Origin of the sequence: Herbaspirillum sp. CF444 (assembly GCF_000282135.1) — a bacterium.
Classification (GTDB): domain Bacteria; phylum Pseudomonadota; class Gammaproteobacteria; order Burkholderiales; family Burkholderiaceae_D; genus Herbaspirillum.
Map to the genome: position 1 here is coordinate 43,292 of NZ_AKJW01000017.1, position 9,991 is coordinate 53,282.

Here is a 9,991-nt window from a genome sequence, read left to right on the forward strand (position 1 = left end):
TGCCCGAGTGGTGTGTCAATCACTATCTTATGTCTTATATAAGACATCTTATTGAATAGTTTTTGCTGGACGAGAGTAGGGTTTTTGTGGTCCAATTTGAGGTTATGAGCTCCAGCCTGCCCAATCTGAACAACAGCGACGCGCAAAGCGTGGGCACCAGTGTTGCCGGAGCAGCTCCTACCTTTAGTCCCCTCTATCAGCAAATCAAGGCTTTGATCACGCAGCGCCTGGAATCGGGCGAGTGGAAACCGGGCGAATTGATTCCCAGCGAAGTTGAACTCGGCAGCCGTTTCAAGGTGAGCCAGGGAACCGTGCGCAAGGCGATCGACGAGCTGGCGGCCGAAAATCTGGTCGTGCGCCGGCAGGGGAAGGGCACATTTGTTGCCACGCATCATGAGACGCATGCGCAATTTCGTTTTTTGCGCCTGACGGCGGATGTGGACGAGCCGCAGCGCGCGGAAAACAAGATTATCGAGGTCAAGCGCATGCGCGCGCCCGCTGAGGTGGCGCGCCAGCTTGATATTAAATCGGGCGACTCCGTCATCTTCATCAAACGGGTAAAATCCTTCAACGGCGTCCCGACCATACTTGAAGATATCTGGTTGCCCGGTCTGATTTTCAAAGGGCTGACCGCGGAACGTCTGATGGAATATAAAGGGCCGCTGTACGGCCTGTTTGAAACCGAATTCGGGACGCGCATGATTCGCGCTGCAGAGCAGATTCGTGCCGTGGGGGCGGATCCGGAGTCTGCGAAATTTCTGGGAGTTCCGCCCCAAACGCCTTTGTTGAGTGTCGATCGCGCCTCTTATACGTATGGCGACAAGCCTGTCGAAATGCGGCGCGGCTTGTATTTGACGTTGAATCATCATTACCAGAGCGAACTGAATTAAGCGTGCAGGGGCTTTGCCTTGCTCGCATCCGTCCGCTGTCTGTGGGATACCTAATTTGCTGCGAAGCAGAATAAGTGTTGGTGAACGTTCATGAAATCGGCGAAAATTGCAGGATTGTTTTAAATCTGAGGAGAACCTTGTTATGTCTGAAGCCGCTAAACCACCACGGCCACAATTTCGTAACATTAATATTACCCAAATTGCTGGTTACCGTATGCCGCTGGCTGCCCTGGTGTCGATCATGCACCGTGTCAGCGGGTTGTTTTTGTTCCTGATGTTGCCGTTCATCCTGCACTTGCTGGATAACAGCCTGCTCTCCGAGGGCACCTTCGAGTACCTCAAAGGCTTTGCCTCCAACTGGTTCGTCAAACTGGTCATTCTTGCCCTGTCCTGGGCTTATCTCCATCACTTCTGCGCCGGCATCCGCCACCTGATCATGGATAATCACATCGGTCTGGACAAGGACAGCGCGCGCAAGTCGTCGACTGGCGTTCTGGTCGTCAGCATCGCGCTGGTGATCCTGGTGGCATTGAAACTGTTCGGAGCATTCTAAAAATGGCAAACAATAATATCGGATCGAAGCGCCTCGTCGTGGGGGCGCACTACGGCATGCGCGACTGGCTGGCGCAACGCGCCACCGCGGTCGTCATGGCTGTGTATACCGTCATCCTGCTGGCGTGCTTTCTGACTTCCAGCGGCTTCTCTTACGAGGGCTGGGCGGCAATGTTCTCGCATCAGTGGTTCAAGATGGCGACGTTTGCCGCCTTCATGGCCTTGTTCTACCACGCCTGGATCGGCGTGCGTGATATCTGGATGGATTACGTCAAGCCGGTCGCCGTGCGCCTGGTCTTGCAAGTTGCCACGATCCTGTGGCTGATCGTATGTGCCGGATGGGCGGCGCAGATTTTGTGGAGAATGTAATCGTGGCTGCTATCAAATCCACAATCCCTACACGCCGCTTTGATGCGGTTATCGTCGGCGCCGGCGGCTCCGGCATGCGCGCTTCGTTGCAACTGGCTGAAGCCGGTCTGAACGTCGCGGTGTTGTCCAAGGTTTTTCCGACCCGCTCGCACACGGTCGCTGCGCAAGGCGGCATCGGCGCATCGCTGGGCAATATGTCGGAAGACAACTGGTACTGGCACATGTTTGACACCGTCAAGGGCTCGGACTACCTGGGCGACCAGGACGCCATCGAATTCATGTGCCGCGAAGCACCGAAGGCGGTCTACGAGCTGGAACACTTCGGCATGCCTTTCGACCGCAATCCGGACGGCACGATTTATCAGCGTCCGTTCGGCGGCCACACTGCAAACTTCGGCGAAAAGCCGGTGCAACGCGCCTGTGCCGCAGCCGATCGTACCGGTCACGCGCTGCTGCATACGCTGTATCAGCGTAACGTGCGCGCCAAGACCCACTTCTTCGTCGAGTGGATGGCGATCGACATCATTCGCGATCAGGAAGGCACCGTCCTCGGCGTCGTCGCGCTGGAAATGGAAACCGGCGAAGTCATGATGCTGCAAGCCAAGACGACGCTGTTCGCCACCGGCGGCGCAGGCCGTATCTGGGCCGCATCGACCAACGCCTTCATCAATACCGGCGATGGTATGGGCATGGCGGCGCGTGCAGGCCTGCCGCTGCAAGACATGGAATTCTGGCAGTTCCACCCGACCGGCGTGGCCGGCGCGGGCGTGTTGATTACCGAAGGCGTGCGCGGCGAAGGCGGCATCCTGATCAACAGCAACGGCGAACGTTTCATGGAGCGCTATGCGCCGACGCTGAAGGACCTGGCGCCGCGCGACTTCGTTTCGCGTTCGATGGACCAGGAAATCAAAGAAGGCCGCGGCGTCGGTCAGCACAAGGATCACGTGCTGCTGGACTTGCGTCACATCGGCGCGGACACGATTCAAAAGCGTCTGCCGTCGATTCTGGAAATCGCGCACAAGTTCGCCAACGTCGACGCGACCAAGGAGCCGATCCCGGTCGTGCCGACCATCCACTATCAGATGGGCGGTATCCCGACCAACGTGTATGGTCAGGTTGTTGTGCCGAAGAACGGTTCGTACAAGGAAGTCGTGCAGGGCATGTACGCCATCGGCGAATGCGCTTGCGTGTCCGTCCACGGCGCTAACCGCCTGGGCACCAACTCGCTGCTGGATCTGGTTGTCTTCGGTCGCGCTGCGGGCAATCATATTGTCGACAGCAAGCTGCAAGACCGCAGCCATCAGGACCTGCCGGCAGACGCAGCCGACCGCGCGCTGGAGCGCCTGGCGCGTCTGGAAAGCAGCACCGGTTCCGAGCGCGTCCAGGACGTCGCCAACACGATCCGCGCCACGATGCAGCACTACTGCGGCGTGTTCCGTACCGACGAACTGCTGCAAGAAGGCTACAAGAAGATCATGGAGCTGGACGAGCGCCGCAAGCACGTCTCGTTCAAGGACAAGTCCAAGGTCTTCAACACCGCACGCGTCGAAGCGCTTGAGCTGGACAATCTGATTGAAACAGCCAAGGCGACCATCACTTCCGCCGCAGCCCGCAAAGAATCGCGCGGCGCGCACGCTCATCGCGACTATGAAAAGCGCGACGACGTCGAATGGCTGAAGCATACGCTGTGGTTTTCCGAGGGGAATCGTCTCGACTACAAGCCAGTCAACATGCAACCGTTGACAGTCGAAACATTTAAACCTAAAGCACGTACTTTCTAAAAGGTCAGAACATGACACGTACTCTGAAATTCAAGATCTATCGCTACGATCCGGACAAGGACGAAAAGCCGTACATGCAAGACCTGACCGTCGAGCTGAAGCCAACCGACAAGATGCTGCTGGATGCCTTGCAACGCATCAAATCCGACGTCGATGATTCGCTGGCGCTGCGCCGCTCCTGCCGTGAAGGCGTGTGCGGTTCCGACGCGATGAACATCAACGGCAAGAACGGTCTGGCCTGCACCACCAACCTGAACGAACTGTCGGAGCCTATCGTTCTGAAGCCGTTGCCGGGTTTGCCGGTGATCCGCGATCTGATCGTGGACATGACCAACTTCTTCAAGCAATACGATTCGATCAAGCCATACCTGATCAACGACAGCATTCCTCCTGAAAAAGAGCGTCTGCAATCGCCTGAACAGCGTGAAGAACTCGACGGCGTGTATGAATGCATCCTGTGCGCATGCTGCTCGACATCGTGCCCGTCGTTCTGGTGGAATCCGGACAAGTTCGTCGGCCCGGCAGGTTTGTTGCAGGCTTACCGCTTCATTGCGGACAGCCGTGACGAAGCGACCGGCCAGCGCCTGGATGATCTGGAAGATCCGTACCGCTTGTTCCGCTGCCGTTCCATCATGAACTGCGTCGATGTCTGCCCCAAGGGTCTCAACCCCAACAAGGCCATCGGCAAGATCAAGGAACTGATGGTTCGCCGCGCAGTATAAGAAGTGTGTTGTAAGAGGGCGGGGGGCAACTCCCGCCTTTGCTTATGCTTTCGTGTCGGTCCGATTGTTTGACCGCAAGCATTGTGTTGTGTCAGTTGCACCAGTTGTACTACTTAGAAGTGAATTGAATCCATGTCCCAAAGCCATCAAGACGATCCCGTCAAACGTGCACGCCTGCGCTGGCGCGCCCGTCGCGGATTGCTGGAAAACGATCTCATCCTGACGCGTTATCTCGACGCGAACGAAGAGAGCATGACCGATGACGAGGTCGATGCGTTTTCCCGTCTGATGGACCTCGGGGACAACGACCTGATGGACTTGCTCCTTGTGCGCAAGGAGCCTGAAGCAGCGGTGGACTTGCCCCAAGTCCACGCCTTGCTCAAAAAATTGCGTAGCGCCTGAACGTTCCGAAGAGTTCTGGCAATATTGATTGGTTCAAAAGCGGCCGGCGTTGTATTAGAGGCTGTTGCAAAGTGATTTGGCGGGCATCGGGAGGCGCAGGGTGCCGGCAGTGGGAAGTTTATTTTGCAACAGGCTCTAAAGCGGTTGATTTGCGATTTTTGATTAACGATTCATCATCACAGCTGAAGGAAGAACTATGCCCACCTCAGATATCAAAGCGACCCTGTCGTTTTCCGACGGTACGCCATCCCTGGATTTCCCCGTCTACAAGGGCACGATCGGTCCGGATGTCATCGACATCCGCAAACTGTACGGCGCCACCGGCAAGTTCACTTACGACCCGGGCTTCATGTCGACAGCGGCATGTAATTCGTCGATCACCTACATCGACGGCGACAAGGGCGAGCTGCTGTACCGCGGTTATCCGATCGAGCAACTGGCCGTCAATTGCGACTTCCTGGAGACCTGCTACCTGCTGCTGCACGGCGAGCTGCCGACGGCAGACCAGAAGTCCGAGTTCGTCGAGACCGTGACCAAGCACACCATGGTTCACGAGCAAATGAACTTCTTCTTCCGCGGCTTCCGTCGCGATGCACACCCGATGGCAGTGTTGACCGGTTCGGTCGGCGCCTTGTCGGCGTTCTACCATGACTCGCTGGACATCAGCAATCCTGTGCATCGCGACGTGTCCGCGATTCGCATGATCGCCAAGTTGCCGACGCTGGTCGCCATGGCATACAAGTACAACATCGGCCAACCGTTCGTGTATCCGCGCAACGACTTGTCGTACAGCGCCAACTTCATGCGCATGATGTTCGCGAACCCATGCGAAGAGTACAAGGTCAATGAAGTGCTGGTGCGCGCGCTGGACCGTATCCTGATCCTGCACGCCGACCACGAACAAAATGCATCGACTTCGACCGTGCGTCTGGCCGGCTCGTCGGGCGCCAATCCGTTTGCCTGTATCGCTGCCGGTATCGCCTGCCTGTGGGGTCCTGCTCACGGCGGCGCCAACGAGGCTGCACTGACCATGCTGGAAAGCATCGGTTCGGTCGACAAGATTCCTGAGTTCATCAAGCAAGTCAAGGACAAGAACTCCGGCGTCAAGCTGATGGGCTTCGGTCACCGTGTCTACAAGAACTACGATCCACGCGCCAAGCTGATGCGTGAAACCTGCTACGAAGTCCTGAATGAACTGGGCCTGCATGACGACCCATTGTTCAAGCTGGCCATGGAGCTGGAAAAGATCGCGCTGGAAGACGACTACTTCGTGTCGCGCAAGCTGTACCCGAACGTCGACTTCTACTCTGGCATCGTTCAACGCGCGCTGGGTATTCCGACGTCGATGTTCACCTGCATCTTTGCGATGGCGCGTACCGTCGGCTGGATCGCTCAATGGAACGAAATGATCTCCGATCCGGAACAAAAGATCGGTCGTCCGCGTCAGTTGTTCGTCGGCTCCGCAAAACGCGACGTTCCTGCCATCGACAAGCGTTAATCGATGCGGCTGATGGCCGGCCCGGAACGGCTTGTCATCAGGCCGTCACCGGGCTGTCATCAAATCTTTGTTAGTTGCCCGGCGGCCATGGCTGCGTCATGCCGCCGCTTGCAACAAATGACAGAAATAAAAAAGCGAATCTTCAGGATTCGCTTTTTTATTGGAAATAAGGATATATAATTCGGGCTATGCTGGCTGGATAACTCAAAAAAGTTCAGGTAGACATGGTCCTTCCCCACAACTTGATGTGCAATCCGCTAATCGGTCAGGCCGTGTCGCGGAAGGTTAGATTAACCCGCTAATCTCGCGAAACGCGAAGAAAGGTGAGCAAGATATGACACAGCTCTACGAGCAATACAATCTCAATTCCTACCTCTTTGGTGGAAATGCGCCGTACCTGGAAGAACTGTACGAGGCGTATCTCAATAATCCCGGATCCGTACCAGACAATTGGCGTGCTTATTTCGATGCGGTGCAACACGTGCCTGCAGTTGACGGCTCCAATCGTCCTGACGTCGCCCATGCACCGGTGATCGCCTCGTTTGCCGAGCGCGCCAAGCAAGGTCCGATTCGCACCGTCGTCGCTTCCTCCGATACCGAAATGGGTCGCAAGCGCGTCGCTGCAACACAGCTGATCGCCGGCTATCGCGACATGGGTTCGCGTTACGCCAACCTCGACCCGCTGCAACGCCAGGAGCGTCCAACGATTCCGGAACTGGAGCCAAGCTTCTACGGCTTCAGCGATTCCGATATGGACATCGTGTTCAATATCAGCAATACCTACTTCGGCGGCGAAACCGCGTCCCTGCGCGACCTGCTGCAGTCGCTGCGCGACACGTACTGCCGTTCGATCGGTGCTGAATTCACCTACATCAGCGACCCGGCCGAAGTACGCTGGATTCAGGAACGCCTGGAGCCGACACGCGCGCTGCCGCAGTTCTCCGCTGAAAAGAAAAAGCATATCCTCGACCGCCTGACCGCGGCCGAAGGCCTGGAGCGCTACCTCCACACCAAATACGTCGGTCAAAAGCGTTTCTCGCTGGAAGGCGGCGAAAGCTTCATCGCTTCGTTGGATGAAACCATCCAGCGCGCCGGTGAAAAGGGTGTTCAGGAAATCGTTATCGGCATGGCCCACCGCGGCCGCCTGAACGTTCTGGTCAACACACTGGGCAAGACCCCGCAAGAGCTGTTCTCCGAGTTCGAAGGTCATCACGCCGACGACCTGCCGGCCGGCGACGTCAAGTACCACCAGGGTTTTTCGTCCGACATCAGCACTCCGGGCGGCCCGGTCCACCTGTCGCTGGCGTTCAACCCGTCCCACCTGGAAATCGTCAACCCTGTGGTTGAAGGTTCCGTCAAGGCGCGCATGGATCGCCGCGGCGACAAGGACGGCTCGCAAGTACTGCCTATCCTGGTGCACGGCGATGCCGCGTTCGCAGGTCAGGGCGTTGTGATGGAAACGCTGAACCTGGCGCAGACGCGCGGTTACGGCACCGGCGGCACCGTGCATATCGTGATCAACAACCAGATCGGTTTCACGACTTCCGATCCGCGCGACTCCCGTTCGACGCTGTACTGCTCGGACGTGGTCAAGATGATCGAAGCGCCCGTGCTGCACGTCAACGGCGACGATCCTGAAGCCGTCGTGTTCGCAACGCAGATCGCGGTCGACTATCGCATGCAGTTCAAGAAGGACATCGTCGTCGACATCATCTGCTTCCGCAAGCTGGGTCACAACGAACAAGATACGCCGGCGCTGACGCAGCCGCTGATGTACAAGAAGATCGCGCAACATCCGGGCACACGCAAGCTGTACGCGGAACGCCTCGCCGCGCAAGGCACGATCCCTGCGGATGGCGGCGACGTCATGGTCAAGGCCTATCGCGACGCGATGGACGCCGGCAAGCACACAGTCGATCCGGTCATCACCAACTTCAAGAGCAAGTACGCCGTCGACTGGCTGCCGTTCCTGAACCGCAAGTGGACCGACGCTGCCGACACCGCAGTGCCGCTGGCGGAACTGAAGCGCCTGGCAACACGCATCACCACCATCCCGGAAGGCTTCAAGCCGCACGCGCTGGTCGAGAAGGTCATCAACGACCGCGCTGCAATGGGTCGCGGCGATCTGAACCTGGACTGGGGCATGGGCGAACATCTGGCCTACGCTTCGCTGGTTGCGTCCGGTTACGCCGTGCGCCTGACCGGTCAGGATGCCGGTCGCGGTACTTTCGTTCACCGTCACGCCGTCTTGCACGATCAAAACCGTGAACGTTGGGATGCAGGCACCTACATTCCTCTGCAAAACGTCGCAGAGAACCAGGCTCCGTATACCGTGATCGACTCGGTTCTGTCGGAAGAAGCGGTGCTGGGCTTTGAATACGGTTATTCGACTGCCGAGCCAAACACACTGACCATCTGGGAGGCTCAGTTCGGCGATTTCGCCAACGGTGCTCAGGTCGTCATGGACCAATTCATCAGCTCCGGCGAAGTGAAGTGGGGGCGTGCTTCCGGTCTGGTGCAAATGCTGCCGCACGGTTACGAAGGCCAGGGGCCGGAACACTCGTCGGCACGTCTGGAACGTTACCTCCAGCTGTGCGCCGACAACAACATGCAAGTCGTTCAGCCGACCACTGCCGCGCAGATTTTCCACCTGCTGCGCCGTCAGATGATCCGTCTGTTCCGCAAGCCGCTGATCATCTTGACGCCGAAGTCGCTGCTGCGTAACAAGGATGCCGGTTCGCCGCTGTCCGATCTGGCCAAGGGTTCGTTCCAGACCGTCATCCCTGAACTGGACGACAAGCTCGACGCCAAGAAGGTCAAGCGCGTCATCGCTTGCTCCGGCAAGGTCTACTACGATCTGGTCAATGCCCGCAAGGAACGCGGCCAGTCCGACACGGCGATCATCCGCGTCGAACAGCTGTATCCGTTCCCGCACAAGGCATTTGCCGCTGCGCTCAAGCAATTCCCGAACTTCCAGGAATTGGTCTGGACTCAGGATGAACCGCAAAATCAGGGTGCATGGCTGCAAATCCAGCACAACATCTTTGAAAATCTGACTGACGGTCAAAAGCTTGCTTACGCAGGTCGTCCAGCCAGCGCATCGCCGGCGGTCGGCTACTACGACAAGCACTATGCGCAGCAAAAGGCGCTGATCGACACCGCGTTTTCGAAGCTCAAAGGCTTTGTCCTGACTAAGTAATCAGATCTTGCACGGCGCGCATCGCGAGGGCGATGCGCGCTGATGTTTATTGAATAACCCGAATCGGAGAAGTTACATGGCACAAATTGAAGTAAAAGTCCCGCAATTATCAGAATCCGTTGCAGAAGCGACGCTGCTGCAATGGCATAAAAAAGTGGGCGAAGCCGTCGCACGCGACGAAAACCTGATCGACGTCGAAACCGACAAGGTCGTGCTGGAATTGCCGGCCCCTGAAGCAGGCGTCATCACCCAAATCATCAAGGCCGACGGTTCGACCGTGGTCGCCGGCGAAATCATCGCGATCCTGGACACCGACGCATCTGCGCAAGTGAGCCCGCTGGAAGTCAAGGCTGCTCCTGCACCGCAATCGACCAACGAACCGACTCCGGTTGCCGCTCCCGAGCTGGCCAACAAGTCCGACGTCGCCATGCCGGCCGCTGCCAAGATCCTGGCGGACAACAACATGTCGATATCGCAAGTGTCGGGCACCGGCAAAGACGGTCGCGTCACCAAGGGTGATGTCCTGGCATCCCTCGCGACACCGAAGGCTGTTGCTCCAGCGGCTGGCGCCGCCAAGC

At 57.6% G+C, this 9,991-nt stretch carries 9 protein-coding genes; all 9 read left to right on the forward strand.

All coding sequences use genetic code 11. From position 1 onward, the window contains the following. The first annotated feature begins 104 nt into the window (after positions 1–104). The gene (locus PMI16_RS03560; RefSeq protein WP_034379071.1) at positions 105–890 is read left to right on the forward strand and encodes a GntR family transcriptional regulator; all 786 of its coding nucleotides are present in this window, start codon (positions 105–107) and stop codon (positions 888–890) included. 142 nt (positions 891–1,032) lie between these two features. Next, the gene (gene sdhC / locus PMI16_RS03565) at positions 1,033–1,443 is read left to right on the forward strand and encodes a succinate dehydrogenase, cytochrome b556 subunit (RefSeq protein ID WP_007876488.1); all 411 of its coding nucleotides are present in this window, start codon (positions 1,033–1,035) and stop codon (positions 1,441–1,443) included. A 2-nt stretch (positions 1,444–1,445) separates the two neighbouring features. Continuing rightward, a complete protein-coding gene (sdhD, locus tag PMI16_RS03570; RefSeq protein ID WP_007876489.1) occupies positions 1,446–1,811 on the forward strand; it encodes a succinate dehydrogenase, hydrophobic membrane anchor protein in 366 nt (121 codons plus the stop codon). A 2-nt stretch (positions 1,812–1,813) separates the two neighbouring features. Next, the gene (gene sdhA / locus PMI16_RS03575; RefSeq protein ID WP_034379073.1) at positions 1,814–3,592 is read left to right on the forward strand and encodes a succinate dehydrogenase flavoprotein subunit; all 1,779 of its coding nucleotides are present in this window, start codon (positions 1,814–1,816) and stop codon (positions 3,590–3,592) included. An 11-nt stretch (positions 3,593–3,603) separates the two neighbouring features. Continuing rightward, positions 3,604–4,314: a succinate dehydrogenase iron-sulfur subunit gene (locus PMI16_RS03580; protein ID WP_007876492.1), complete on the forward strand. Its 711-nt coding sequence runs from the start codon at positions 3,604–3,606 to the stop codon at positions 4,312–4,314. Between the two features lie 132 nt (positions 4,315–4,446). Next, on the forward strand, positions 4,447–4,716 hold the full coding sequence (locus PMI16_RS03585; RefSeq protein WP_007876493.1) for an FAD assembly factor SdhE: 270 nt from the start codon (positions 4,447–4,449) through the stop codon (positions 4,714–4,716). Between the two features lie 196 nt (positions 4,717–4,912). Further along, the gene (gene gltA / locus PMI16_RS03590) at positions 4,913–6,214 is read left to right on the forward strand and encodes a citrate synthase (protein ID WP_007876494.1); all 1,302 of its coding nucleotides are present in this window, start codon (positions 4,913–4,915) and stop codon (positions 6,212–6,214) included. 334 nt (positions 6,215–6,548) lie between these two features. Next, complete coding sequence (locus PMI16_RS03595; protein ID WP_007876495.1) at positions 6,549–9,413, forward strand: 2-oxoglutarate dehydrogenase E1 component; 2,865 nt, start codon at positions 6,549–6,551, stop codon at positions 9,411–9,413. Between the two features lie 76 nt (positions 9,414–9,489). Next, a partial coding sequence (locus PMI16_RS03600) for a biotin/lipoyl-containing protein (protein ID WP_007876496.1) occupies positions 9,490–9,991 on the forward strand: 502 nt, incomplete at its 3' end.